Origin of the sequence: Lelliottia wanjuensis, from assembly GCF_030238365.1 — a bacterium.
GTDB classification, from domain to species: domain Bacteria; phylum Pseudomonadota; class Gammaproteobacteria; order Enterobacterales; family Enterobacteriaceae; genus Enterobacter; species Enterobacter wanjuensis.
The window spans coordinates 1-1,129 of the sequence record NZ_JASSOT010000020.1 but is presented as its reverse complement, the minus strand read 5'-3'; the positions used below and the strand labels follow the sequence as shown (position 1 = coordinate 1,129).

General features: G+C 49.7%; 2 tRNA genes and 2 rRNA genes. All 4 read right to left on the bottom strand.

What is annotated here, in order from left to right:
- Positions 1-483, bottom strand: a 23S ribosomal RNA gene (locus QQF33_RS03350); the annotation flags it as partial.
- 210 nt (positions 484-693) lie between these two features.
- Positions 694-769: transfer RNA gene (locus QQF33_RS03345), tRNA-Ala, on the bottom strand.
- 110 nt (positions 770-879) lie between these two features.
- Positions 880-956 (bottom strand) — tRNA-Ile (locus QQF33_RS03340).
- A 71-nt stretch (positions 957-1,027) separates the two neighbouring features.
- Positions 1,028-1,129, bottom strand: a 16S ribosomal RNA gene (locus QQF33_RS03335); the annotation flags it as partial.

Here is a 1,129-nt window from a genome sequence, read left to right as displayed (position 1 = left end):
GTTCTTTTCGCCTTTCCCTCACGGTACTGGTTCACTATCGGTCAGTCAGGAGTATTTAGCCTTGGAGGATGGTCCCCCCATATTCAGACAGGATACCACGTGTCCCGCCCTACTCTTCGAGTTCACAACGTGTGCATTTTTGTGTACGGGACTATCACCCTGTACCGTCGGACTTTCCAGACCGTTCCACTAACACACGCGCTGATTCAGACTCTGGGCTCCTCCCCGTTCGCTCGCCGCTACTGGGGGAATCTCGGTTGATTTCTTTTCCTCGGGGTACTTAGATGTTTCAGTTCCCCCGGTTCGCCTCATGCCACTATGTATTCATGACATGATAGTGTGTCGAAACACACTGGGTTTCCCCATTCGGGTATCGCCGGGTCAAAGGTTCATATCACCTCGCCGACGCTTATCGCAGATTAGCACGCCCTTCATCGCCTCTGACTGCCAGGGCATCCACCGTGTACGCTTAGTCGCTTAACCTCACAACCCGAAGATGTTTCGTAAAACATCATCGCTGTTGCGAAAATTTGAGAGACTCGAACACACCGTCATTCTGTTCTTATTACGGAGAACAGACGCAGCGTGTCGTTTCAATTTTCAGCTTGATCCAGATTTTTAAAGAGCAAAACTTCGCAGTGAACCTTTTCAGGTACACTCTGAAGTTTTCTTATGTTTTCGCAGTAAAAAGGATGGTGGAGCTATGCGGGATCGAACCGCAGACCTCCTGCGTGCAAGGCAGGCGCTCTCCCAGCTGAGCTATAACCCCATCACAAATGCTAAATCTCATTACCGGTAATTTAGACTGAGACAAGGCGTGGAAGGGCGAAGCATACTGAAGTATGCGAGTCGTTTCACAACGCAGTATCAGGATAAATTTGGTAGGCCTGAGTGGACTTGAACCACCGACCTCACCCTTATCAGGGGTGCGCTCTAACCACCTGAGCTACAAGCCTGCAGAGATTTTTTACTGCTTATTTTTCATCAGACAATCTGTGTGAGCACTACAAAGGCAGGTTCTTTCAGGTAAGGAGGTGATCCAACCGCAGGTTCCCCTACGGTTACCTTGTTACGACTTCACCCCAGTCATGAATCACAAAGTGGTAAGCGCCCTCCCGAAGGTTAAGCT